General features: G+C 38.8%; 17 protein-coding genes and 2 pseudogenes. 12 read left to right on the top strand and 7 right to left on the bottom strand.

What is annotated here, in order from left to right; translation table 11 throughout:
- Nucleotides 1-427 precede the first annotated feature (427 nt).
- The 11 genes and pseudogenes from ACFINK_RS07155 to ACFINK_RS07105 all read left to right on the top strand — a co-directional run.
- Nucleotides 428-547 (top strand): annotated as a pseudogene (locus tag ACFINK_RS07155) (integrase); the annotation flags it as partial.
- 858 nt (nucleotides 548-1,405) lie between these two features.
- Nucleotides 1,406-3,004 carry a BID domain-containing T4SS effector gene (locus tag ACFINK_RS07150; protein ID WP_375638522.1) on the top strand — a complete coding sequence of 533 codons (1,599 nt, stop codon included), beginning with the start codon at nucleotides 1,406-1,408 and terminating at the stop codon, nucleotides 3,002-3,004.
- 310 nt (nucleotides 3,005-3,314) lie between these two features.
- Complete coding sequence (locus ACFINK_RS07145; protein ID WP_375638521.1) at nucleotides 3,315-4,526, top strand: BID domain-containing T4SS effector; 1,212 nt, start codon at nucleotides 3,315-3,317, stop codon at nucleotides 4,524-4,526.
- A 342-nt stretch (nucleotides 4,527-4,868) separates the two neighbouring features.
- Nucleotides 4,869-5,693, top strand: coding sequence for a BID domain-containing T4SS effector (locus tag ACFINK_RS07140; protein ID WP_375638520.1), 825 nt, complete (start codon nucleotides 4,869-4,871; stop codon nucleotides 5,691-5,693).
- Between the two features lie 354 nt (nucleotides 5,694-6,047).
- Entirely contained in the window at nucleotides 6,048-7,334 is a 1,287-nt protein-coding gene (locus ACFINK_RS07135) for a BID domain-containing T4SS effector (protein ID WP_375638519.1), read from the top strand.
- Nucleotides 7,335-7,628: 294 nt separating this feature from the next.
- Complete coding sequence (locus ACFINK_RS07130) at nucleotides 7,629-9,593, top strand: BID domain-containing T4SS effector (RefSeq protein ID WP_375638518.1); 1,965 nt, start codon at nucleotides 7,629-7,631, stop codon at nucleotides 9,591-9,593.
- A gap of 316 nt (nucleotides 9,594-9,909) precedes the next feature.
- Nucleotides 9,910-11,778, top strand: coding sequence for a BID domain-containing T4SS effector (locus tag ACFINK_RS07125; protein ID WP_375638517.1), 1,869 nt, complete (start codon nucleotides 9,910-9,912; stop codon nucleotides 11,776-11,778).
- A gap of 788 nt (nucleotides 11,779-12,566) precedes the next feature.
- Complete coding sequence (gene murJ / locus ACFINK_RS07120; RefSeq protein ID WP_375638516.1) at nucleotides 12,567-14,138, top strand: murein biosynthesis integral membrane protein MurJ; 1,572 nt, start codon at nucleotides 12,567-12,569, stop codon at nucleotides 14,136-14,138.
- Between the two features lie 60 nt (nucleotides 14,139-14,198).
- Nucleotides 14,199-15,269 (top strand): tryptophan--tRNA ligase, encoded by a 1,071-nt coding sequence (gene trpS / locus ACFINK_RS07115; protein ID WP_375613581.1) that lies wholly within the window; start codon nucleotides 14,199-14,201, stop codon nucleotides 15,267-15,269.
- A 62-nt stretch (nucleotides 15,270-15,331) separates the two neighbouring features.
- A complete protein-coding gene (locus tag ACFINK_RS07110; RefSeq protein ID WP_375612177.1) occupies nucleotides 15,332-15,823 on the top strand; it encodes a universal stress protein in 492 nt (163 codons plus the stop codon).
- Between the two features lie 59 nt (nucleotides 15,824-15,882).
- Nucleotides 15,883-16,461, top strand: a complete 579-nt coding sequence (locus tag ACFINK_RS07105) for a NifU family protein (protein WP_273723704.1) — start codon at nucleotides 15,883-15,885, stop codon at nucleotides 16,459-16,461.
- A gap of 448 nt (nucleotides 16,462-16,909) precedes the next feature.
- On the opposite strand, the pseudogene ACFINK_RS07100 reads toward ACFINK_RS07105, so the two are convergent.
- From ACFINK_RS07100 to ACFINK_RS07090, 3 genes and pseudogenes are all read right to left on the bottom strand, one after another.
- Nucleotides 16,910-16,990, bottom strand: a pseudogene (locus tag ACFINK_RS07100) (DUF4102 domain-containing protein); the annotation flags it as partial.
- 875 nt (nucleotides 16,991-17,865) lie between these two features.
- The gene (locus tag ACFINK_RS07095; RefSeq protein WP_273790940.1) at nucleotides 17,866-18,201 is read right to left on the bottom strand and encodes a zinc ribbon domain-containing protein YjdM; all 336 of its coding nucleotides are present in this window, start codon (nucleotides 18,199-18,201) and stop codon (nucleotides 17,866-17,868) included.
- 1,084 nt (nucleotides 18,202-19,285) lie between these two features.
- Complete coding sequence (locus ACFINK_RS07090) at nucleotides 19,286-20,914, bottom strand: alpha-D-glucose phosphate-specific phosphoglucomutase (protein ID WP_375613582.1); 1,629 nt, start codon at nucleotides 20,912-20,914, stop codon at nucleotides 19,286-19,288.
- Between the two features lie 217 nt (nucleotides 20,915-21,131).
- On the opposite strand from ACFINK_RS07090, the gene ACFINK_RS07085 reads away from it, so the two are divergent.
- The gene (locus ACFINK_RS07085) at nucleotides 21,132-21,656 is read left to right on the top strand and encodes a peroxiredoxin (RefSeq protein WP_375613588.1); all 525 of its coding nucleotides are present in this window, start codon (nucleotides 21,132-21,134) and stop codon (nucleotides 21,654-21,656) included.
- Nucleotides 21,657-22,538: 882 nt separating this feature from the next.
- On the opposite strand, the gene ACFINK_RS07080 is transcribed toward ACFINK_RS07085, so the two are convergent.
- The 4 genes from ACFINK_RS07080 to pyrF all read right to left on the bottom strand — a co-directional run bounded on the left by ACFINK_RS07080 (nucleotide 22,539) and on the right by pyrF (nucleotide 26,340).
- Entirely contained in the window at nucleotides 22,539-23,072 is a 534-nt protein-coding gene (locus ACFINK_RS07080) for a replication protein (protein WP_375613583.1), read from the bottom strand.
- Nucleotides 23,073-23,660: 588 nt separating this feature from the next.
- Nucleotides 23,661-25,145: a histidine--tRNA ligase gene (gene hisS / locus ACFINK_RS07075; protein WP_375638515.1), complete on the bottom strand. Its 1,485-nt coding sequence runs from the start codon at nucleotides 25,143-25,145 to the stop codon at nucleotides 23,661-23,663.
- Between the two features lie 42 nt (nucleotides 25,146-25,187).
- Nucleotides 25,188-25,445, bottom strand: a complete 258-nt coding sequence (locus tag ACFINK_RS07070; RefSeq protein WP_375627885.1) for a hypothetical protein — start codon at nucleotides 25,443-25,445, stop codon at nucleotides 25,188-25,190.
- A 49-nt stretch (nucleotides 25,446-25,494) separates the two neighbouring features.
- The gene (pyrF, locus tag ACFINK_RS07065) at nucleotides 25,495-26,340 is read right to left on the bottom strand and encodes an orotidine-5'-phosphate decarboxylase (protein WP_375627884.1); all 846 of its coding nucleotides are present in this window, start codon (nucleotides 26,338-26,340) and stop codon (nucleotides 25,495-25,497) included.
- Nucleotides 26,341-26,838 lie beyond the last annotated feature (498 nt).

Raw genomic sequence — 26,838 nt, 5'->3', positions numbered from 1 at the left:
AAACGCCCATACACCCAACCAATAGCGACACTAATATCTCCACTTGGAAAAGGAACCCATTTCTACAAAGTTTTTCATCTATAATTTATATAATAAATTGATTTATAAATGATAATTTATATTTTTTTGTTAAATAAGAGACTAAATAGCGTAAGATTCTCTCATCTTAAATCTGTTCCATGTCGTGTTGCATCAATCAAAACTCTGTCGCCTGCATGTCACAAGCGAGAGCCTCATGTAGAGTAAAACTGTACAAGAAAGGCATACCTTTTTATGAACCGTCTCTAAGGACCAAGGTCTTGTCCGAAACATTAGGCACTCAAAGTATGTGAGGATACTGGCTTCTTTATGAAGCGTAAAAATGGGAAAGCTCAATAGATTTTATACACTTCATGGGGGGCTTTAACGTTGTACTATTTATGAGCACCGTCGCCAAATGGGTGTGTTAAAAGATGTCTCTTTAAAACAAGCCCGTGAATTAGCACCCCAATGGTATTCTGTTTTACGTCAAGGGCGTTCCTCCATTAAAGAACATAATCAACAAAAGATTTGCCTTTGAGACAAGAAGTTCTCAAAACACCCACACGACAAACATCGATTTTCTCCCTCCCCCCCAAAAAACATCCAAGATATACACCAAAATGAATAAATCATTCTTATACAAGCTTTTCCCCCTTTACGATATCATAAAGTGTTCTATTTTAATGATAAAGCGCTGAAAAAGGCTTTTCTCCCCAACCAAAGAAAAGTTTTTATTCTCTTATGGGTCTTAAATCTTAAAGCAGCGCACACAATAAGAGCAACAACACAAAGTAAAAAACATTTTGTTGCAAAAATACACAAAAAAGATGTTCGTATGGCAAGATATTCATATGGAGCAATAAAAAAAATATAATGGAGAAAAATTTTTGATGACTGCTTTTGCCCATAGATTCACCAATCTGAGAGCTGTGTATGAAAAGTACCAGCACCATCCACTAACCAAGAGCGATTACACCCGCTATATCCACGCCCCTCATCAAAGCGCTCTTGCAAACAACTTTGTTAAAGGAAAAAACAACAATTTTAAGCAACATTTTTCTTTTTGACCTCTTCCTTACACCTCAAAAAACGAAGATTTTACCCAGAGTCAATTTATAGAAAATCCATTTTCTGACCACTCATGGGCTTCATATCAGCGCCCTAAATACCAGCATTTTACAGTACAAGATAATAAACAAAGGAAACATCAGAAAAGCTTTTCAAAAGCATCACAAAACGATTGATACAACATCCATACACTGAAGGGAAAAGCACTCCCTCTCATAACACCCAAAATCTCAAAAGAATACGCGAAGGGGAATTTTTCACATGCAGCGTTTAAGACGCTCATCAACCACCACCCTACCTACTTAGGAGAGATTACATGTTAGAGCAAAATTATCTATATAAAGGAACCAAAACACTCAAAAATAAATATGGCATCAAAGACCCTAAAAAACTGTATCAACGCAGTACCCATGACGTCACTAAAGCAGCCGTAAATTTTCGCCATGAACCACCCCCACGAAAATTTGATGCTTCCTATCTAAAACTAATCCACTGGAGCCTCTTCTACAAAACTTTTGAATGGGCGGGCCACACCCGCGATACATCCTTTACATTTGAAGACGGCACCACTGCCCATATGCCGGCGATGCGTCCCAAAGGTTATGAAGTTCCTTTTGCTATCGGTCCACAGATTAAAAAAGAACTCACACAACTCGAAAAAACACTTAATGAAAAGAACAATTTAAAAGGTTTATCGCGCCAAGAATTTGCTGAAAGTGCCGCTGATGTTTTTATGGTGCTAGAGCACGCACATCCTTTTAGAAAAGGCAATGGGCGCGTCAATCGAATGTTTATGGAAAAACTTGGACAAGCCGCAGGACATACCATTGACTTTTCTTTCATCACAAAAGGACGCATGACAACAGCTTGTATTGAAGCCATGCAATATGGCAATTCCCAACCGATGAAAGATCTTTTTGAAGATATCACCCATCCGCAAAAATCCCTTGTTTTAAAAGAATTCGTCTCCCAAATGAGAAACGCTGGACTGGATGAAATTAACGATCGTGTTGTTGTTGCAGCAAAGGAAGATGTAACCTATGAAGGCGTCTTTAGAGGTTTTTCAGCAGAAGGTTTTGTCATGGAAATAGAAGGGGCTTTCGTCGTCGGACACAAAGATGATCTCACCCCAGAACTCGTCAAAACATTACAAAACGGTGCCCGCCTCTGCTTTCAAAAAACCAACGTTCAAAGCTTAAAAGAAACACTGATCCCAAAAGAAACATTAGCCCCTCTTACCCATGAAGAGTTATTTGAAAGGATTTCAAATGACGCTTATGTTGAAGCATGCCGAAAAGAAATCGAAAATTTATCAAAGACTGTTTATGGTAAAACCCACGCCTTAAAGACAACATTAGATATCATAACGGCAGCTCCAAACTTAGGAAATCAGTTTGCCGATGAAACTTTACAAAACCCTCAATCAATTTCTAAATTTGCTGGGAGTAAAATACTTGGCATGAAAAGTTCAAATCGCAGACAAGCCGAACAGGCTGTTCCACAACTCAGCCAAGCCCTTAAAAATTATGGCGCAATAACACAACAAACAAAAGATGCAATTCTAGAGCAACACCAAAGAGAACAAAATCGCCTGAACCACACTGTCGAAAAACCTAGAAAAAATTTACAAAACCTTTTTGCCTTACCAGAAGAACAACAAAGGGAAGCTTTATTGCATTCTCATTCACTGCGACAAGAACTCCATACCTTTTCACGACAACTACACAATCGTCTATCCTCAGAAGATCGTAAAGCCATACAAGAAAAAGACCATACCAGACTAGCGTGCCTCCTTGGGACATCGGAAAGCAAAGCAAAAGAAATTGCGAATACAGTAAAGAACACCCAAGAAGCACAATGCCAAGCTCGCAGCTTGAAAGTTAGTCGTTCCTCATCGCTGGCTCTTACCGGCTAAAAACGCGTAAACTTTTGCCTTCCAACAGAACTCTTTATGCCAATCATTTTATCTCCATTGCGCCCACCAATTGTTTTAAAATGTTACAAAAGATAGTCCTAAAAATGAATCCTATAATTTACTATAACTTATTGATAATATTTCATAAAAAAACTGTATAAAAGACATAAATATCCATTACATATCAATATGAATAGCGTGAAGTCTTTGGAGACCATTCAGTTTGATATTCTTCTTTTGTCCTAAAAAATATCAAAAAAGTGGGGAATGCGCCAAAGAGGTTTTCTAAAAATATTGAAAGGAAACAGCCATGAAAAAAAGTCATCCACAACCAGCTCCCCAGAACCCAGAAGCTCTATACGCACAAGTGGATAAATCACAAAGAAGCGGAGGTCGGCGCATACCAAGCGAAGCATCTCCTTACGACAGACCGAGAGGGAGAACAAATGAGCAAAAAAATTCTCCCTACAATACACCAAGAACAGGTGCATATAACACGCCCCCTTCCCAACAGCCACTAGGAACTATCTATGCCCCCCAATACCCATTAGGAGCTACCCATGCAGCGGTTGGCAGAGGTTCGCGTGAGCCTTCTCCGGAAAACCCTACAAATCCCTATGCAGTCGTTAATCTAACATCGGGTGAAACAGAGTTCCAAGAACAAAGAAACCCCCTCTACGATACATCGAGGGAAAGTACTCAGGATTTGCAACGTTCCCCAAAACCAGAGGAACATCTTTATACCGAGCCTGATTTTAGCAAAAATAGTAGACGCTCTCCTCAAAAACCACTAGAATCTGTCTATGCAAAACTTGGCATGGGCGCTGAAGACGGTCAAGAACCTCAAAAACCAGAACATCTCTACGCAGAGCTTGATTTTGGTGCAAATGGTGGACTCTCTCCCCATAAACCACTCGAATCTGTCTATGCAACTGTTGGCATGGGGGCTGAAGGCGGGCAAGAGTCCCAACAACGAGAAAATCCCATCTATCAAGGTGTTGGCAGAGGAGCAACACCCCCTCCCAGAACCCCAAAAGATGTGGTTACAACAAAGCTTTTACAAAGCAGAGAATTTCAACATGGTATAAGAGTAACCCAAGAATGGTGCACAGTTGTTTATGGTAACGCACATGCTTTGAATGAACCACTTGCTCAGATTCTTGACGATCCCAAGAATGCAGAAAGAGTCTTATGGGACCTTGCAGAACATCCTGAAAGCCCTGCTAAGCTCGCTGGTAGGCAAGTGCTTGGCGTAAAAAGCCCCAATCGCAGAGCAGCTGAAGATGGTTTTTCTCCCCTTTGCTCAGCTCTTGAGAAGCATATACGTACGGTACAAAAGCTCCATAAACAGTTTACACGTGAACAGGAAAGAGATCAAAGACAAGAAAGTCCAGAAAGAGACGCAGAACACAGACACCACCACCACCATCATCGTCACGCAAGAGGACAAGAACAAAATAGTCCAGAGCACAGCCCACAACGACAAAGACATGGAGAAAAAGGAATGGCTTATGCCATATAAGTGGACATAAACGTAAAAACAGATAGTTTTTGTTTTTCATGTAATCTTTTTTTCAGTGAGTTTCTTGGTGCAAATCATTTTATCGTGATTGCACCAAGAGTTGTTTTAAAATATTACAAAAAATAGTTCTAAAAAAGAATCCTATAATTTATCATAACTTATTGATAAAATTTCATAAAAAAACTGTATAAAAGACATAAATGTTCATTACATATCAATATTGAATAGCGCGAAATCTTTGGAGGTCATTCGGTTGGATATCTTCCTTATATAAAAGTTATCAAAACTAAAAGTGGGGAATGCACCAAAGAGGTTTTCTAAAAATATTGAAAGGAAATATGTATGAAAAAACATCATTCACATCCTTCTGCAAATCCAGAAGCCCTCTATGCAACAGTTAATAAACCAAACAGAGGAAACCAGCGCACCCAAAACCAAGAAGAAGAGCTAATATACGCATCAGTTAGCGAAATTGACCCTCTTTCAAGAGGGAGACACCCTAAGCAAAGACAGCGAGAAACTGAAACCGATTACACAACGGTTGCTCCCCCAAAACGTGAAGAGGAAGTTCTATACGCATCAGTGAGCAGCGTTTCTCCTCTTTCAAGAGGGAGACATCCTGATCGGGGAAGAGAAAGTCCTGAAACCGACTATACAACGGTTGCTCCGCACCAAAGAGGAAGATCTCCATCTTCCCTCACAACGGAGCAAATAACTGTCATACTTTTAAAAGATCCACATGTTAAAGCATATGGGGAAGAGGTCATACATTGGGGTGCAACTGTCTATGGAAAGGACAATATTTTTCAGAAACACTTGCAAGACATACTTACAGATCCCCGTAAAGGAAAAGACCTTTCAAATCAACTTGCTGAAAATCCTGAGTCTATACATAAGCTTGCGGGCCACCAAACACTTGGCATAAAAAGCCAAGCACGAAGAGCAGCTGAAGATGGTTTTAGATTGCTCGTTGATGCCGTTGATGGTTATACGAAAGCTGTAGAAAACGCAAAAGAACAGCTATTGCAAACCCCTCTAGCGGAACAAAGACGCCATCATCACCATCATCATCATCGTCATCACGAAAGAGGACAAGAACAAAATAGTCCAGAACACAGTCCACAACGACAAAGACACGGAGAAAAAGGAATGGCTTATGCCATGTAAAGGGGCGTAAACATAAAAACAGATAGTTTTTGTTTTTCATTTAATCTTTTTTTCAGTGAGTTTCTTGGCGCAAATCGTTTCATCGCGATTGCGCCAAGAATTGTTTTAGAATGTTACAAAAAATAGTCCTAAAAATGACGCCTGTAATTCACGATAAATATTGATAACTTATTGATAATATTTCACAAAAAAACTGTATAAAAGACACAAATATCCATTAAGCTGATTGCAAATAGCGCAGATCTTTGGAAGCTCATTCAGCTCGATATTTCTTTTGTCTCAAAGCGATCCAAGCATAAAAGGCAAGAATGCACCAAAGAGGTTTTCTAAAACAATTTTTGAAAGGAAACATGCATGAAAAAAAAACACCCTCATCCTTTTCCATCCTCTTCAATACAAGAACTTATAAAGCTCTATGAACAAGCGGCGGCAGAGGTCTCAGGCGCTGCAGCCCCCCTTCCTAAAGAAACGCCTTCAAAAAGCAAAAGACTGTCATCCATACCGGAAGAAGATGAGGAAAGACAATCTCTTTTAAGCGAAGAAACTGTATATGCATCAACAAATCGAACAGCTTCGTTAACAAGAGGCGGCTCTACCAAAAGACCGCAAGAAGCTGAAACGACACACGCAACAATTCCTTCACAAGCAGCATTACAAAGGGCAACAAGAGTTCTCTCAGAGGAAGAGATCATTCTATTGCTTCCACACCATTCATTGGTTCGAACCTATCAAGAAGAAATCCAACATTTATCCGCAAGTGCCTATGGTAACCCAAACATTTTGCAAGAAAAAATGCAGGAAATTCAAAGAAATCCCGCTGCAGGAGAGGAGCTCTCATGGCGCATGGCAGCCCATCCTGAAAGTCTTGCTAAACTTTCCGGCACCAGCGCGTTGGGCTTTAAAAATCGAGCACGTAGACAAGCGGAAGAGAGTTATTCCGCTCTCAGTATCACCATTGATTGTTATACAGAAGCTGTAAAACAGGCAAGAGAGAGCCTTGTACAATCTCCAGAGAAAGAACTCAAAAACTATGAACGCTTTATGGGGAAGGAAGCCGTCGCTGAACTTCTAAAAAAACCGGATCATCGTGAAAAAGAAACGCTTTCAGAGACAGAAATTTCTACCCAAATTCAACAACATTCAAAAGTCAGAAGACACCATGCCCAAATCCAATATTGGTGTAAAGTTGTTTTTGGTAACGCAAACATTTTGCAATCACAAACAGACGAGCTTTTCCAAAACCCTGAAACAATAGAAGCACTCGCACAACAACTTGCCGGAAATCCTCAATCTTTTCACAAGTACGCTGGTCGTAACTTTTGTGGCTTCAAAAATAAAGCACGCAGACATGCTGAAGCGGGTCTTTCTCACCTCATTGACGCCACTGACAATTATGCAACAGCTGTAACACAAGTAAGAGAGAGCCTTTCAAAAACTCAGCAGACAAAACAAGGACACAATGAAGCATCTTCTGAGAGAGCGAAAATCTTGCATCAACAACAAAGCGTCTCACAGCCTGCTCAACGCGTTGAGCTTTCAACAGTAACGCATGAAGGAGCAACAACCTCTACTCAACAAAGAGAAACAGATATTCGTCCTCGCAAAACTGCCGCCCCAAAAGCGATGGCTTTTGCCAGCTAAACAGACATAAGTTTTCACGTTGAATCCAACGTCTTGGCGCAACCATAGCAGAGGTGATTTGCGCCAAGAAATGGAGAAATTCATTCCTCCACTACTTAATCTCAGCTATTGATCAAACAATATTTAGAGAGTGATTATGATCTGAACCATGAGAGTCAAATCTTGTGAAGCTTCTCAGTTTCATATTCTCTTTCATATTAGAGTAAGTGAAAAAGCATAAAACAGAATAAAAACCAACGTGCATTTTTAAATAGTATTTAAAAACAATATTGGAAGAGTTTGAAAGGAACATGCATGAAAAAAAGAAATCCCTCCCCTTTTATCACCGAAATGATGGAAAAATTTCAACAACCGGCTGAACAATCCCCCACTAGAACCCCTCCTTCCCAAGTTTCTCAAAATTTGCCAAAAGCAACTGTAGAAAAACGCCCAGAAAATTTATCCCCCCACCCAAAAGTTGCTCCACCACCTCCCCCACGTATGAAAAGCCCAATGCAAACCAGCACAATGCCTCCTAACGCCAAAAACCAAGAGACGCCTCCCCCACAAAAAAAAGCAGTTCCGCCAAAACCTCCGCGTGTAAAAGAGAGACAACAACATAAACCGACAGTTCAAGAGTCCCCCTCCCTACAGACAAAAGTGGCTCCGCCCCCTCCTCCACGCATGAGAGAAAAAACACAAACCAGCACAACAATCTCCAACTCAAAAAACCAAGAAAGCTCCTCCACGCACACAAAAGCAGCTCCACAAAGACCCCCGCGTGCAAAAGAGAGGCAACAACATAAACCAACAGTTCAAGAGTCCCCCTCCCTACAGACAAAAGTGGCTCCGCCCCCGCCCCCACGTATGAGAGAAAAAACACAAACCGGCACAACAATCCAAAAGCATGAAACCCAAGAAAGCCCCTCCACGCGCATAAAAATGGCCCCACAAAGACCACCGCGTGCAAAAGATAGAGAACAAAATAAACCAACTGCTCAAGAATCCCCTTCTCTACAGACAAAAGTGGCTCCGCCCCTTCCCCCACGCATGAGAGAAAGAGTACAAAACGGCACAAAAATTCAAAATCCTGAAACACACGAACCAAGTGTTAGACCCAAAATATCATCACATATGAAAGTCAGGCAGCAAAGCAGTTCATCATCACAAGACAGTGGAACATATGCCGTCCCGCCTTCAAGAAAACCGCACCGTATACAAAACAGAAAACAAAGCGATACTGTCGTCCCAAAAACTTCCTCTCCACACACAGCAATTGAACAACCAAAACCGTCTCACGAACAAAAACCATCTATTAATACAATGGAAAGAGAGCTATTGCTCGTAGCATATCAAGAAGAAATACGATTTTTGAGTGAAAAGGTTTATGGCGAACGGCTTATTTTAAGTGAAAGAATAGAAGCAATCAAAGAAAACCCCGATATGGGAGAACAGCTCTTATGGGATGTTACAGAACGGCCTAAGTCTATTTCTAAGCTTGCTGGTAGAAAAGTTCTTGGCATAAAAAATCATGCGCGCAAACAAGCTGAAGAAACTCTTCCCACCCTATGTGCTGCTATTAACGGTTATGTGTATACTTCAAAATATACAAAAAGTGAAAATATTTCTCAAGGTCCTCACACGGAACAACAACATCAGCGACAAGCACAGGAGGAAGAGCTAACAAATCAACATTTACAAAATCCGCTCAATTCAGAAAAGAAAATAAAGCCTCTCTCAAATGAGGAAATTGCCCGCAGAGTTCAACAAGATCCATCGGTTCAATATGGTCAAAGAGAGATCCAATATTGGTGCCAAATTGTTTATAATGATCCATTTATTTTGCAATATAGACTAGAAGATATGCACAAAATTCCAGATATAGGAGAAGAAATTGTATTTCAAATTGAAAAGGATTGTACATCTTTTGCTCCTCTTGCTGGTAAGCAAGTCCTTGGCTTAAAAAACGGAGCACGAAAAGCTGCTGAAGAAAATCTTCCTACCCTTTGTACCGCCATTAAGGATTATGCTGATACGATAAAACAGTTAAGAGAAGCAATTGTGCAAAACCATCAGGCAGAACAACAAAAACGTCATCAACCGCTTAACGATCTCGATAAAAAATTGCAACAGCAGCAAAACTTATCGCAGTCCCCGAAGCTACCTGAACGCTCAACAGCAAAGCGGCATCAAGAAGTTGCAGCAACTTCTAGACAAGAAGACCAGCCGCATGTTCGACCGCGCAGAGCCGAAACATCAAAAGCAATGGCTTTGTCGTGATAAATCTCCTAATTGTTGGCTTTTTATCCAAAACTTTGGTGCAATTATCTTGCCAAGATTGCACCAAAGACGGTGTATGAAATACAGAAATTTTTGAATAAGACACCCCATTATTTTACAGAATTCATTGATAAAATTTCACGATAATACTTCAAAATTATAAACTTTAACTTTGTTCCATGCGAATAAGATCAATTTTTTCAATCATTCAAATAGGCATTCTTCTTTGAAGAAAACGCTATGAAAATAATATAAGGCAAAAAATGTAAACAAAGAAGATTTCAAAAATAATGTTACCATTTGAAAGGAAATATGCATGAAAGAAAATACAGAACATTGTGCCTCCTCTACACAGGAAGAATTGCAAGAACAACACTCTGCAATTAATGCAGCCATTTCAAAGCAAATCAATGAAGAAGCGCAAAATTTTTTCTACCCCAATAGCAAAGTGCTTAAAAATAAATACCGCATCAAAGATAACGAAATATTAAAAGAATGCTGTTCTAATGATGTAAAAAAAGAAATGATAAAACTGCACCAAGAACCTCTACCAGAGCAGTTTAATGCCTCTTATCTAAAATACCTTCATCAACGCCTCTTTTCCCATGCATTTGAATGGGCCGGACAAACACGCGAAAAGCCTTTTACATTTGAAGATGGCACTGTTGCTTCTATGCCCATTTTGAAAAGAAAAGAATTTACAAAAACTTTTGCGATTGGCAGAAAAATACAGGAGGGACTAGAAAAGTTAGATAAAACGCTTGCTGAAAAGAATAATTTACAAGGCTTAACGCGCGAAGAATTCGTTGAACAAGCAGCTGGTATAATGATAGATTTGCACCACTTGCATCCTTTCAGAGAGGGCAATAGGCGCACAAAGAGACTGTTTGTTGAAAAACTCTCTCAAGCAGCAGGACATGAGCTAGACTTTTCTCTTGTGAGCAAAAAACGTAAAGACTTTGTCCGCGCCGCTGCCATGGAACATGGCAACCCAGAGCCTATGAAGCATCTTCTTGAGGATATCTCAAATCCAGAAAAATTGCTCCTATTACGAGAATTCACCAACTCTATGAGAGAGCTTGGATTAGATGAAAAAAATTATCATCTCGCTGTCGTTGCAAAAGAAGGAGAAACCTATCATGGTACCTATAGAGGCAGTGGACCCAATGGCTTCATGCTTGATGCCAACGGCATTTTCATCTTGGGAAATAAAAAAGATCTCACCCCAGAGCAAATACAGACATTAAAAATCGGTGACGCCCTCTCCTTTACAGCACCAAAAATTCAAAACCAGCAAGAAGTGCTTATCCCCGCACAAACAATAGCCCCCCTTACCAACAATGAAATTGCCACAAGGATAAAAAACAACGTTTCCATTCAAGCAAGAAGAAAAGAAATAGAAACTTTGTGCCAAATCATTTATGGCAATCGTCATATTTTGCGGGAAAGAATTGAGATGATCCATGAAAATCATACTGAAGGAGAACAACTCACCTATCAAATTGCCACCTCTCCCCAATCTATTTCTAAGCTTTCTGGTAGCAATGTATTTGGCATAAAAAACAACGCGCGCGCCCATGCTGAAGCAAATACTTTGCCCCTCTGTAGAGCCATTGATCGTTATATCAATATTTCTAAACAAACAGAAAGAGACATTCTCCATACCCATCATGTAAAACAAAGGCGGTGTGAACAGTCGGTAGAAATCCCTAAGGCTTGGATGAAAAATCTCCTTTCCTTGTCAAAAGCACAACAGCAAGAAACGTTATCAAACTCTCCTGAATTAAGGGGGGAGATAAGGGCTTATATCAAAAAAATCAATGAGCGCTTATCTTCAAACGAGCATGAAGCTATAAAAGAAAATAATCCTGAAAGACTTGCGAAGAGTCTTGGCACATCAACCATTAAAGCAAAAGAGATTATGGAAATAATCAAGCAGATAAAAGAGATAGAACAGCATATACAACCCATGTATTTTTATAACCATAAATTCGATGAGCGCTTCGCACCAAACCAGTATCAATCTATAAAGAAAAACAATGAAAAAAAATGTTCCAACACGCCTGATAAAGAAGCAATTAAAGTGCAAAAAATGACAGAAAACGTCAATCAGAGTCCCAAAAGACAAGAAAATATTCAACCTCACAAAACGGCGCACGCAAAAGCAACGGCAATGAATGTCTAAAAGGTTCATAAACTTTAACTTTTTCGCCCCCTCTGGTAAAAATGATAGCCTTTATCCCCTTGCCTTCATCGGCAAATCAATCGCACCTCAACGAGAATGGAAACCATGAGAGAGCAACTTTATCTTATTTTCTCAGATTTTATCCTCATCAACTGTGAAAAGAAACCTGAACAAGAAAAATGCTGTTGAAAGATCATGTCTTCCTATCCTCTTGTTTATGTAATCTCTAAAATGGGAAGGCAGCCACATTTGGGGAGAACATAAAGCCGTAAAAGTGAAAAGTAATCACCAGCTTTACCATCACCTTTTAGCTTAGCCTTACGACTTTTTAAAACATCTAAAGCGCTGTTTTTTTTAATAATGAATAAATAATGGAAATTACGTATTGCTCCACGCTTTTATTTTATTTGCATTCTTTTAATAGGGTCACACCCCTCACATAAAACAGAACGGCATTGGGTTGCACTATTCACGACATCACACCATAAAGAGAAATTATCATTATATATCCCTACATGTCTCTTCAAACTGTTATGATATCACTCCCATATTTCAGTTTGAAAAAGAAATTTTAATTATTTTATGGCAACAATAAAAATTTTAATGCAACAGTAAACAAGGAGCATAAAAAAAGTCTTCAAGCACCATTGTTGACAGAAAGATAAACACCGTCGTAAAACGCTTTCAAAAAGTATCCTTGATTAGGATAGAGATCAGATTTTTACGATTTAAAACGCTTTATTTCTCCTGTCATCGCTTCTCTTTTACAACAAAGTTGATATATCTTTATGACATTGATTAAAAAAATTGCAACAGTTGCTTCCGGAACCCTCATGAGCCGTATTTTTGGCTTCGTACGCGAAATGCTTATGGCAGCAGCACTAGGAACTGGTCCTGTTTCTGATGCGTTTAATGCTGCTTTCCGTTTTCCCAACACATTCCGCCGTTTTTTTGCTGAAGGAGCCTTTAATGCTGCTTTCATTCCTCTTTTTGCCAAAAAAATCACTGAAGATGGTCACGAAACGGCATGCAAGTTTGCAGAAGAGGTGTTTGGCGTTCTCTTTTCACTGCTCTTACTGTTAACGATTGCGATGGAACTCAGTATGCCTTTTTTGGTACGAACCATTATTGCTCCAGGTTTTACCGAAGATGCAACAAAGCTTAACGCTACAATTCATTTTACGGCGATCATGTTTCCCTATTTAACCTGCATGTCGCTTGCTGCCATGATGGGGGGCATGCTTAATGCACTGCGACGCTATTTTATTGCCGCCATTGCCCCACTCTTTTTAAACATTATTCTGATTGGTGTGCTTGCCTATGCTTGGATCTATAAACTTGACGCTTGGCATATCGGCTTAAATCTCTCTTGGGGTGTATTGGCAGCAGGTCTTATTCAACTCACCTTAATTGCCCTTGCTTTGCGTCAAAGTGGCATGAAAATTTCCTTCCGCCAGCCCCATTTAAGTCCTAATGTTCGTAAGCTATTAACTTTAGCATTCCCCGCAGCCATTACGGGTGGCATCACGCAAATTAATTTGCTTATTAATACCAACATTGCTTCTAGTCAATCGGGTGCTGTCTCTTCTTTGATGTATGCTGATCGTCTTTATCAATTGCCTTTAGGCGTAATTGCCATTGCCGTTGCAACCGTTCTTTTACCAGAGTTAACACGCGCTTTGCGGAGCAAAAAGCATAAAGAAACCCACCATTTACAAAATCGCTCTATTGAATTAACATTGTTGTTAACACTTCCAGCATCCATTGCTTTTTTGCTGCTCTCCACTCCCATTGTCAGTTTGCTCTTTGAGCGAGGACAATTTACCAGTCAATCAACACACCATGTTGCACAATTACTAGAACTTTATGGATTAGGACTTCCAGCTTTTGTTCTTATTAAGGTCTTTATTCCTAATTTTTTTGCCCATGAAGATACCAAAACACCGATGATTTTTACAGGTATTTGCGTTTTCATCAATATCAGTCTCGCCTTAACATTATTTCCTATTCTATCTGCACGAGGCATTGTTATTGCTGAAATTACCTCTGGATGGGCCAACACCCTTTTGCTGTGGAGTGTCCTTATCAAACGCGGTTATTGGAAATACGACTTCCAACTGATAAAACGAATATTATGTCTCATGATGGCAACTCTTTTGAGTGCACTAGCCCTCTATTACGGATTGAATGTGTTTGGTTTTTTGTCTTTTCCTTTATCCTCACAAGCATCATTTTTCTTGCGCGCGATCACCTTAGCTGGGATCATGATTGGCATATTTTTGATCTATTTTAGTGCCTATTTTTTATTCAACACCCGTTCCTTTTTTCACACGCTTAAAAATTTGAAAAAACGCTCATAATATCTATACTTTGTCAAAAACAATAAAATGAATAACCTTAATTGAAGAAAGAGCACTCCTATGGATACCTTCACACCACTTGTCTTTTCCGGCGTACAACCGAGTGGTCATTTACATCTTGGCAATTATCTTGGAGCCATTCAGCGTTGGGTTGAACTGCAAAACTCTCATCACTGCCTCTATTGTGTTGTGGATATGCATGCGCTCACAGTCAACCCAGATCCCTTTACTTTACGCGAATCCACCAGAACAGTGACAGCAGCTTTTTTAGCCGCCGGTATTGATCCTCAAAAACACATTATTTTTAACCAATCACGTGTTTTTCAACATGCTGAACTCGCCTGGATTTTTAATTGTGTTGCCCGTATCGGCTGGCTTCAACGCATGACACAATTTAAAGATAAAGCGGGAAAAGATCGCGAAAAAGCATCCATCGGGCTTTTTGCCTATCCCACTTTGATGGCTGCTGATATTTTAGTCTATCGTGCAACGCATGTTCCAGTAGGCGAAGATCAAAAACAGCATGTTGAACTCACACGCGATATTGCACAAAAATTTAACAACGACTATGCACAGCGTATTGCCGAATTAAATTTTGGCATCTCTATGCAAACAGATGAAGAAAAAAGACAAGGCTTTTTTCCTCTTCCAGAAGCACTGATTGGAACAACAGCCACACGCGTTATGTCTTTGCGCGATGGGACGAAAAAAATGTCAAAATCAGATCCTTCAGATTTTTCACGCATTAATTTGACCGATGACGCTGATCTTATCGCAAAAAAAATACGCAAAGCCAAAACGGATTCGGCTCCACTTCCCGATACCCTTGCCGCTTTAAAAGAACGACCAGAAGTAGATAACCTGCTTGGTATTTATGCCGCCTTTGCCAAAGTTAGCAAAGAAAAGATTCTTTTAGAATTTTCTGGTCAACAATTTTCGCATTTTAAAACAGCTCTAGCCGACCTTGTTGTCCATAAGCTTGCCCCTATAACAGAAGAATTACGTCGCCTTCATCAAGAAAATGATTATATCGACTCTGTTTTGCATGATGGCGCTAAACGTGCTAGTATGCTCGCAGAAGAAAATATGAAAAAAATTCGTGAAATTATTGGATTTTTGCACGATACATAAAAATAATAAAACTAAAAACTGTAGAGAGCAAAAAAATCGTTTGTACAAAATAGAGAAAGTGCATGATTTCCAAACCCCAAAATCCGAAAAAAGAACCAAAGAAAAAAAACTTAGTTATTATCGATGAAACACCAGAGTGTCGGCGTGCCGTTGCGTTTGCCGCACAGCATGCCCAAAATACCAGTAGAACATTGGTATTACTTTGTGTCGTTGATAGTGTAGAATTTCAACATTTTCTGGGTGTAAACAACGTTATGCGTACAGAATCAAAGCAAAGTGCTCATAAAATATTAGGAGACATTGCCAGTGAAGTCCGCACCACCCATGCGCTTGAAACAGAAATAGTAGTGCGTGAAGGAAAAAAAATTGATGAGATTTCTAAACTGATCGACGAAGATAAAAGGATTGCACTGATTGTTTTAGCAGCCAGTGGACATACAGAAGGACCAGGACCCCTTGTTCAATTAATCGGGAATAAAGGAACAGCTTTTTCAATCCCTGTCATTGTTATTCCTAGCAATCTTGCCGATGAAGATATTAGATCTATTGCCTAAAAAATATAATATTCTACAATGTAAGATCTTCCCAAGCCTTCATTATAAAAGGAGAATCTATGTTTATTCAAACTGAAACCACCCCAAATCCTGCAACTCTTAAATTCTTGCCAGGACGCGTGGTTCTTTCTGAGGGCGTATTAGAATTTCGTGACCCTGAAGAAGCAGCTAAAAACTCACCTTTGGCGGCTAAACTGTTTAATATTCCCAATATCAATGGTGTCTTTTTAGGCTATGATTTTATCACCGTAAGCAAAAAAGAAGGGGAATGGCAACATCTCAAGCCCGTCATTTTAGGCACAATCATGGAACATTTTCTATCCAATGAGCCAGTGATCACTACCAACGCTACAACACAAGCACAAACCCATGCCCTTAACGAAGAATTTTATGACGAAAAAGATGCTGATATTGTCTTAACCATTAAAGAGCTGCTTGAAACGCGTATCCGCCCAGCGGTTGCCAATGATGGTGGAGATATTACTTTTCGTGGATTTGAAAATGGTATTGTTTATCTCAATATGCGCGGCTCCTGCGCTGGATGTCCCTCTTCAACGGCAACCCTCAAACATGGTATTGAAAATCTTTTACGCCATTTTATCCCTGAAGTTTTAGGCGTTGAAGCCATGCCACAATAAATATTGACCTCAATAGGTAAAATAACCACACCGATTGCCCCTCTTCAACAGCGCTCAAACATGGAATGTAAAGATCTTACGTCATTTTATTCCTGAAATTCTCGAAGTAAGCCATGCAGCCATAAAAATAGAGTACTGTTAAAAAAATCTGTCCAATAATGATACCTTCACTCACCTTTCACCTCCACATATGCCTTAAAAAGCTTTCTGCCCTTTTAAGAGCATAAGTTGTTTCAATAAACCAATTTATACGTACACAGAAGTACAATGCATGGATGTGCACTTTAAATTTATTTTGTTTTATAATCTTGTCATGCAATTTTAACGAGGAAAACACGACCTCGTTAAAAAAAAGAAAACCCAAAAAAGAAAACATTGCAAGATAGAGTGCCCATTTGCTTCATCTTTCTCAGTGCTCCCAACGACAAATCACGCAAAATACTTCTTGTAGCAAGCCGGCACCATCATCATATCTGCCAGCCCCTAATGATGCGACAGCTCTTTCATTAAGACGATTCATAAGAGTCATTTTTACTCCTTTCTTTCCTCATTTTTACCCACACGCCAGCCCCGCTTGTGGTGTGCAAGCAAGTGATTTTAATTGATTCAACATGGAACAGATTTGAAATGAGAGAATCCCACGTTATTCGGGGTTCTAATTCAATATGAATAACGCTAATTTATTATTATAAATCAATATGTTGTTTCAGCCACTCGACAAAGATCACATTTTGCAACTTGAATGAGAATTCTGACATTTTTCTTATTTCAATTCTGTTTTTATTGCATCAATCAAAATCGTCCGCTTACACAGCACAAACTGGATAATAACAAAAACTATTTTTAATAGCTCTTATGTACACTTTTATAAGAGACTGTTGCAGTACTAAGAGCTGGAAAATGCATGGCAATAAGACCTTATCAAGATCATAGCGTCCTTTTTCCATTCTTAAAATCAAGAATTTCCTCTATCATTTTCAATCTCATTTCCATAAATATGACGCAAAAGGTGTAACTACCCATAAAAAATAAATACATTGAAGCCAGATCTATTATGGTTGTTTGAGAAATTATCTGATAAAAAAATGAGAATATTTTTTCAATTCAGCAGAAATAAGTTTGTCTACTTTACGGCGTTGTTTTTCTCATAAAACGCACACTTTTATTGTTGCTTATGAGTCAACATCCAGTCCCCTCATAACCGCATATTAAAAGAAAAGAAAGAGTCGCTATTTCTCTGCTATACATGGCTTTGCAATAAAGGAAAACATATTGCTCCTATCTGATTGGTGTAATCTATGAAACAAGAAAAGAAGCCCATTGGAGAAAAATATGCCCAATTAGAGAAGAATGTAAAAATAGAAAACCAACGAAATGCAAAAACAATTGCAAGAAGATAAATGCCTAAACTTTTTTCACAAACTCCGACTTTAAACTCATCTGACCGATCCCAGGAATTTTGCAATCGATATTATGATCCCCATCCACCAAGCGAATATTCTTTACCTTCGTCCCCCCTTTTAAAACAGATGAAGCGCCTTTTACTTTCAGATCTTTTATCACCATAACGGTATCTCCGTTTGTTAAAATCTGACCATTGGCATCATAAACAGTATTGGCAAGAACCGTATCATCGTTTTTTTGTGGCCATTCATGCGCGCATTCAGGACACACAAAATTTTCACCATCTTCATAAGTATAAAGACAATCACAACGAGGACATTTGGGATATTGGGTCATAAATTTCCCTTTTTTAGAAAAAACATTCATTATGACTGGTCATAAAGCAAGAAGTGCTTATTGTCCATTATTTTAGAAAAATGTTTCCCTTTGTTTCAATCCTCATCTGCCAACTGTATTCATGAATGCTATCATCACATACTATACACAAGTTTATAAAAATGATTGATCATTATACAACTCAAATAAGCCCCCCGCATATCATAAAATTTACTCACTGCATTCTCTCTAATAAATTAATCAAAATCATTTTCTTATACATCACCAATGCAATTAACGAATGGATAACAAAACAATTAGAAAAGGAACATCTCTGAATAAAACGTTCTCAGAGAGCTAAAAACTATTGCAGCATTGAGAAACAAGAAAATGATGTCCCCAACTTAACCTTTTATTTAAGTAAAGATAACAGTCATAATGTTAGAGAACAGACTGATTTATGATCATAGTTAATGGTTTTGTATATTGAATGAGAGCCGATAAATAAGCTGAGATTCTCTCAACCCCTTTTACATTGAAACAACCAAAGCCTTTTGTTTGCATGTTACAAGTAGGAAAATCCGTGTAAAACGATTATCCAAAATACTAAATACTCTCAAATATAAGAGCCAACATTGAAAGCGGGCAAAGTGAATAATGGTGCCGTCTTACTCTCTCATAAGCGTAAAAATGGTGCTGCTCAATGGATGGATGGCCGGTTATCCCTTTCAAAGCAACACGCATAAGATGCGTTTTTAGTGTCTTGAGAGAGAAGATTCTTTAAAACAAACATATGAAATGTGCAACAATGATCGTATTTTGTTTTGTATGAGAAACATTCCCCTATTAAACAAAAATTGCTATCAAGCCATTGAGCAAACCCATTGGACATAAATGATCCGATTATGCTCGATTATAATTTCCTACAGCATTTAGTTTTAAGAATCCCGCAGTTTTAGGAATCCGATTGATATGGAAAGGTGGAAAAAACAAGTCTCGCCTAAAAATAGAGTTAAGCTCTCCCTTATGCACATAAAATCACACCCCTAAAATCACATCCATGTGATCAATCATCATACCTTTACAAAAAAACATTCCAATGATCTTAGGTGATAATATCAGGACGATCTCGCCCCAATGCTTGTTGTATGTTTAACAGTTTTAGTGCTACCTGTTGCAAAGGTTGGAGAACTTCTTGCGGATTAAAATTGTGTTTGCGCGGATCACTTTCATACTGTTCAAAATAAAGTCGTAAAGTAGCACCTAGCGTCCCTGTTCCCGACAAACGAACCACCAACCTTGCTCCATTCTCGAAAAAAATACGTATACCTTGCCGCGTGCTAACGCTCTGATCAACGGGATCATGATATGTAAAATCATCTGCTTTTTTGACGAAAAATCCAGAAATTTCAGTTCCTGCATGTGGTAAGTGCGCACGCAAATGCTCTAGTAATGCCAAAGCTTTATCTGCTTCGACTTCTTCATAATCATGCCGTAACGTGTAAAAACGCCCATAGGTGGACCAATGCTGTTGAACAATCTGTGCGACAGTTTTTTCTGTTACCGCTACAAGATTTAACCAAAATAGGACAGCCCATAAACCATCTTTTTCGCGGATGTGATGAGAGCCCGTTCCAAAGCTTTCTTCACCACAAAAGGTTACTTTTCCCGCATCCAAAAGGGTTCCAAAAAACTTCCATCCCGTTGGCGTTTCAAAAAAATTTAATCCGTGTTTTTCCGCAACTAGATCAGCAGCACGCCCCGTCGGCATAGAGCGCGCTATCCCCACAACACCTTTTCGATATCCTTTAATAAGGTGTGCATGTTCAGCCATAATAGCCAAAGAATCCGAAGGCGAGACAAATTGTTGACGACCAATAATGAGGTTACGGTCTCCATCACCATCAGAGGCGGCGCCAAGATCTGGTCCTTGCTCTGACATCAATAAATCATAAAGATCCTTAGCATAAACCAAATTGGGATCTGGATGACCGCCTCCAAAATCTGGCAAAGGAATACCATTAACCACCGTCCCTTCAGAAAATCCTAAGCATTTTTCAAAAATTTCATGGGCATAAGGCCCTGTTACCGCATGCATGGCATCAAACCGTAAAGTAAGACCTCGAGCAACAGCCTTGGCAATACAGTCAAAATCAAAAAGCTCCTGCATCAAAGCAACATAATCAGCGACAGGATCAATAATATCAATCCGCATGGCTCCCATAAAGATCGTACCTTGCCTATCTAAATCAATATCTGGTGCTTCAAGAATTTTATAAAAAGAAAGACGTTGCGATGTTGCAAAAATAGCATCACATAAAGAATTAGGAGCGGGTCCCCCATTGGAAATATTATATTTAATACCACAATCTCCTTCTGGACCACCAGGATTATGGCTTGCAGAAAGAATGAGTCCACCATGGGCATGAGTTTTACGAATAAGATGCGAAACAGCAGGTGTAGAAAGAATACCGCCCCTTCCCATTTTAACACAAGAGACACCATGCGCCGCTGCCATCTTCAACACAATCTGAAGGATAGTACGATTAAAAGTGCGCCCATCCCCCCCAAGAATCAACATTTTTCCTTCAAGAGGCCCAATGTTATCAAAAAGAGACTGTATAAAGTTTTCTACATAATGGGGTTGTTGAAAAACAGACACTTTTTTGCGCAAACCAGACGTTCCCGGTTTTTGCCCCTCAAAAGCCGTGGTTAAAACTGTCTTTATGGTCATATCAATACCTTTATATGATTTCCTATAATTTTAAGGTGAAGAGTATCCAAAGTCGACCATTAATTCTACTTGACGGAAGTGTGAAATATTTGCACACTCGTTAGAAGTAAGAATTTTTAAAGAAGCCCTTTTATTTAAAACGCTTTTTACCATATGTTTTTAAATACAAAGGCTGTTTTAAAACAAAATTTTCGTAAAAGAATACAGGAGCATCATGATGATGAAAAAAACAGTTCCCAATGTAACATTCCACACACGCGTACGCGATGAATCAGTGGCTGGAGACAATCCTTATCGGTGGCAAGAAGTTAACAGCGATGCTTACTTTAAAGGAAAGCGTGTTATTCTTTTTTCTCTTCCTGGAGCTTTTACCCCTACTTGCTCAACCTTTCAGCTGCCTGATTTTGAAAAGCTCTATGATGAATTTAAACAAGCGGGTATTGATGAAATTTATTGTCTTTCCGTCAATGATGCTTTTGTCATGAATGCTTGGGGAAAAGCACAAAATATCAAAAACGTGAAGTTAATTCCCGATGGCTCTGGTGAATTCACACGCAAAATGGGTATGCTGGTTGCAAAAGACAATGTTGGGTTCGGCATGCGATCATGGCGCTATGCAGCTGTTATTAATGATGGTGTGGTTGAACAATGGTTCGAAGAAGCAGGTTTTTCAGATAATTGTGCAACAGATCCTTATGAAGTTTCTTCACCACAACATGTTTTAAAAGCATTGAAAAGCTAATTCCCCCAATCGTCTATTTAAACAAAATTTTACGACACAAATTTTCTGAGGAGGAAGATTTGTGTCGTTGACTTTTTACAACATCTATTCGTGAAAACAGACCCGATAAGTTGATTGTACGCCTTCTGTGAAAAAAGATTACAGCAATAATTTTTTCAATAAATATTTTATGTTTTAACTGCTTTGAAAAAGTTTGAAAAATTGCTGATGAAAAATCTGGACCCGTTGTGGGGCTAAAAAATCAAAGAGTTAAAAGCTGTTGCACGCTATCAAAAAATGGGGATGCAATTGCCAAATGCGCAAATTCATGCAAAACTCTCTCAGAAACATCAAGGACTAACGTATTGATGAAATATGCAAGATCAATGCTAAATTTCTCATACTGAGAAAAACTTTGTATTAAACAATACTTTGATTTATAAAGATAATTTATAATTTTGCATATTGAATGAGAGGAGCCGAATATCATAAGATTGTTTTATTTTATCCCTTCTTATATTGAATCCCTTAAAACTATTTTCTTGCTCATTAGCAAGCGGGATTGGCATATGAATAAACGATTAAAAAGAGTAAAAATACCTCTCGTAAACGCGCCAAAATACAAGAGCTATGAACATCATTACTGCAAAGTTCACAAAAGTACCAAGAAAGAAAATACAGATCAAACATTTGTTTGAAGAGGTGCACAGTTCAAATTAACTTATGTCTCATAAAAAGAAGAAAATATGGCATAAAAACCGCTCTGCATAAAGAACCATTCATGGAGAATATTAAATCAAAACAGATCCCGCAAACATTCCAATTCACATACCCTAAACAGACTCATTGCTGTTCTCATAGCCATTTATTCTAAGCCTTTATTTTTCTCTAAGAGAAAAACGATTAAAGGAGTTGTTTATTCGGGTATTCTACCGTAAAGTGTGCTTCTATCTCTTCCTCTTCATCGAACTCAAAATCTTCATCACATTCAGGAAGACCAAAAATATCTGGATTGATGAAATAACAATCTTTTTTTGTCCCCTTCGCTACAATTTTATTCTTTTCTAATTCTTTGATACCTTCTTTAAAACTTTCAAAATTAAGATATTCTGGTTCTTGAATTGAAAGATCGCAAGTCAAAAATTCTTCAAGAATATCATGATCCAATGTTATCTGATCAAACCATAAATCCACATCATCCCCCTCATCTAACATTTTCCCTACCTGCCACAACATCACAAAAAATGCTTTCATACCACTAAATGATAACCCAAAAATCATACGCCGACACGACGAGGCGCCTGAAAAGGTAATTTGCGGAAGATCTTCAAATCCGAAATTTGAAGGAGGAAGTTTAAATGATTTTCCAATATTCTCAGGTCTTTCAAGAATAAAGGGATTTCGTTCATAGAGCAGAGTAAAATCATATTGGACCATTTTCATTTCTCCGTTAAAGAATTGACTTTATGAAAAATGCATATTATCAGTAAGTTACCATTATGGCAGCTTACAATTCATCCAAACATGCTCCTGTAAAAAATTGTTCGATTTAAGTCATTCCATTGTTTTTTGAAGCTTAAAAAGTCTTTTAGGATAAAACGCTCTAGTTCTTCCTCCTTTTGCAATAAGGCTAAATTTTGTAATGTCTAAGAAGAGAACATCAAAGGATTTGATACTCATAGATGAGAATTCAAAGATGAAGCCAATATGAACTTGTCAATATTTTTATAAACTTTTGGGAAAGCGTTGCGTGAAACCTTTTAATTTTCTCAGAGTTTTTGTTCGTTACAATTTTTTTGCTCATTTTAACGCATTATCATCGCATCCTCAGAAGGGCACGTTTTATAGCAAATAGTGCTTATTTATCTCTTAAAAATCTCTCTTTTATGCCGCACGCACTTCAAAACCCCGCTTTTGAACGCGTGCACCAACACGTATAAACGAGCAAAGCACAAATTTTAAAAATTGAATTTCAAATTTCCAAAATATTTCAAACAATCACTTCGATAAAGACTTTTACCATTATCATTTTTGGGCGGCTAAAATATCCTGTACTGTTTTGACCAATTGATCTTCATCAACCGTCACTTGTGCTGGTCGACTTTCACGCCATGTTTGATTATCCTTAATTTCATGAGACAAACGCGCCCCTTCAATCAAATCTTTAATCTGTATTTTTCCGCTCTCACGTTCTTGTGAGCCTTGGATAACCACACAAGGCGCTTGGCGTCGATCTGCATATTTCATCTGCGCTTTTATCCCCGATGCCCCCAAATAGAGCTCAGCACGAATTCCCGCACCACGCAACTGCATCACCATTTTTTGATAACCAGCAACCGCCTCTGGCTCTTTATCCATCATCAGCACCACAACCGGCCCTGTTGTCTCCTTCATAGGCAACTTTTCAAGATTTTGCAAAGCAGCGATCAAGCGTGAGACCCCGATTGAAAAACCTGTTGCCGGAATATTTTCACCACGAAAGCGTGCCACCAATCCATCATAGCGCCCACCACCACCAACGGAGCCAAAAACAACTTTCTGCCCATCATCATTGAAAACATCAAACAGCAACGTAGCCTCAAAGACAGGACCTGTATAATAATCCAGTCCACGCACCACCGATGGATCAATCTTGATACGATTCTGAAAGCCATTTGCGGCAAAAATTGCTTGCATTTCCTCAAGCTCACGAATTCCCTCACGCCCTTGAACATGATCACCAACCACTTCTTTAAGAGCCTCAAGCGTTTCTTCTGCTGTTTCAGCTCCAACAGCAGTTAAGGTAAGAATACACTCAATCTCTTTTTCCTTAAGCTCCGCCCCTTTTGTAAAGTCACCACTTTCATCCAAACGCCCTTTTCCCAAAAGCAAACGCACCCCTTCAGAACCAAATTTATCCAGTTTATCAATTGCTCTTAAGACAGTTAAGCGCTTTTCAGCCTGCTCATTTCCCCCCAAACCAATTTTCTCTAAAACGCAATCGAGAATTTTTCGGTTATTCAGACGAATGGCATATTCATGATGCTGAAACCCTAATTTTTCCAAACTATCGGCTGCCATCATGCAAATTTCGGCATCAGCCGCTACCGTTGGTGTTCCAACAATATCCGCATCAAACTGCATAAATTGCCGAAACCGCCCTGGACCTGGTTTTTCATTGCGAAAAACAAAGCCAAGACGATAACTGCGATAAGGCTTTGGCAAAACTTCAAAATTCTCGGCAAAATAACGAGCAAGAGGCGCGGTAAGATCATAGCGCAAAGACATCCATTGCTCATCATCATCTTGTAGCGAAAAAACGCCCGCATTTGGACGATCTGAATCCGGTAAAAACTTACCCAGCACATCTGTATATTCAAAAATTGGTGTTTCCAGTGCTTCAAAACCATAAAGTTCATAAACTTCACGAATTTGCGCAATCATTGTTTCAGTTGCATACAACTGTGCACTTGTACGATCAACAAACCCACGGGGTAAACGGGCTTTGGTTTTTTCTTGTTTTGATAACATATTTTTCTCTAACAACAATATATATTCACCGATAACGTGTGTCTATCTTATAGAAACAAACGCTGCAATAACTTTATCAACTGAAAACTGGTAACAATATGCATAAGCTTTTGCTTTTAAAAGATGCAAACCTTTACCCTTAAGGCAATCTACTGAAAATATTTGTACTTTCAATAGGAACATAGCCTCCCGCTCAACATGAAATGCCCGCTTAACATTCAATGAAAAGACATCTGTGCTTGTTGAAAGAAACCTCAAAGCGACAGTTGATTCTTGATAAATCGGAAGCATCCCCCTCAAAACCCCTCCCTTTCAGAATTCTTCAGATTTATTACAGATGCAAAAATCCTCAAGACATCAGTGTGCTTTGCGCTTGTTCTGCAAAATGATTGATAACATTTTTTAAATCAACAATATTTCGTCCAGCATCTGTAATAGAGCGTGATACAGAGGGAATAACATTCTGCCAAAGTCTTTGTGGAAATTGATTTGCTAGTTGTGTCATTGTTCCACCTTGAGCGCCAATACCCGGAACGAGAAACAGACTATTTTTTAACTGCTCGATTGTGTCTTTTGATTCAGATCCTAATGTCGCTCCTATAACCGCACCTATGGGGCCAATATTATGATGAATAACCGAAGACTGACTATTATAATCACAAATACACTGTGCAAGATGAAGAGAGAGTGTCTGGTCACCAATAAGCGCATTTCGTATTTGTTTCCCCTCTGGATTAGAAGACTGAACAACCACAAAAACCCCTGCTCCTGTTTCTTCTGCAACCTTTATCAGAGGAATAAGAGCATCAAAACCCAAAAAAGGATTAACTGTCATGGCATCCACCTTGAACGCACTACTTGGACCAAGCCAAGCCTTACCATAGGCTTCAGCAGTAGAGCCAATATCCCCCCTTTTTGCATCCGCCAGAACCAATATGCCTTGTTCGTGTGCATTTTCAATCAGTTCTTTGAGAGCTTGAAGACCTTCCACACCATATAATTCAAAAAATGCGACTTGCGGCTTTATAATACCTACTTTACCAACAACTGCTGTTAAGAGAATATCACAAAAATCTTTTAGACCTTTATAATCAAAGCTTAGTTTCCACGATTGCAAAACTTTATGGCTCGGATCAAATCCAATACAAAGAGGTCCATAGATTTCACGATTTTTAAAAAAAGTTGAACGAAACATTTTATATCCTAACAAGGTCTCTCTTTAAACTTTTTGATACAATCAAAAAGAAAAGCATTTGTCAAAAGAATACAATAGCGCAAACACAAAGAAAGAGCTCTCTATACAAAATGTGCTTTTATTTATGAAACATAAATATATTCCCATTCGTAACGCTTATCATATGTTTATCGACCAAGACGTTGTCATGAGATAAAAATTCAAATTTATGAAAGAATATAAACAAAACAGCATCTATATTATAATGACCTCATAAAGCCCTATAGGCATGCCTTGTCGTTTTCACCCCCCTTTTTTATGATCAACAAAAACTCTCTATGAACGCGCTTTAAACAAAAGTTTCAAAAGAAAATGCCCCACCATGATGATCTCGATCTTAGCTTTAGATTTTTCCTATTCCTTTTGGCGCATATCTATATCCCTTTTGGAACATAATTAGCAAAAAGGCATTGTATCTCCAGCATATTCAAGGAGATAAAACATGGAAACTCGCATTCC

The organism is Bartonella sp. AA16NXGY, assembly GCF_042197325.1.
Classification (GTDB): Bacteria; Pseudomonadota; Alphaproteobacteria; order Rhizobiales; family Rhizobiaceae; genus Bartonella.
This window is presented reverse-complemented; position numbering and strand designations above follow the sequence as displayed.